Source organism: Blautia sp. HCP3S3_B11, assembly GCF_052064435.1.
GTDB lineage: Bacteria > Bacillota > Clostridia > Lachnospirales > Lachnospiraceae > Blautia_A.
Genome location: NZ_JBQHVP010000070.1, coordinates 1 through 343, shown reverse-complemented (window position 1 = coordinate 343; position 343 = coordinate 1). Strand labels below are relative to the sequence as shown.

Sequence of the window (343 nt, the reverse complement as noted above, 5' to 3'; positions counted from 1 at the left end):
TTGCTTCCTTCGCACTCATCTTTTCCGATGTAACGATACAAAAATATCCTGCCAGATCCAGTTCTCTTTCTACCACACTGCACCGTTCTTCTGGTAGTATAAAAGCCTGGCTCTTTTCATCATAATGAAGGTTAAAATACTTCTCAAATCCAGGACCGAATTCCTTTACCTTATTCTGGTACTTTTTCAGATACTGCGTCATCTGGTTGATCCGATTTTCAATCTCTATCCGTTCTGCGCTTTCTTTGGAAGTACTATGATACAGATGAAAATAACGCTCTTTTTTATCACTTGCATACAGTTTGTGCCGTATTGTCTTTCCGTAAACTCCATATTCATAGAT

General features: G+C 38.5%; 1 pseudogene. It reads right to left on the bottom strand.

Annotated elements, in window-relative coordinates:
• Nucleotides 1-343: pseudogene (locus ACTNC0_RS18290) on the bottom strand (IS1634 family transposase); the annotation flags it as partial.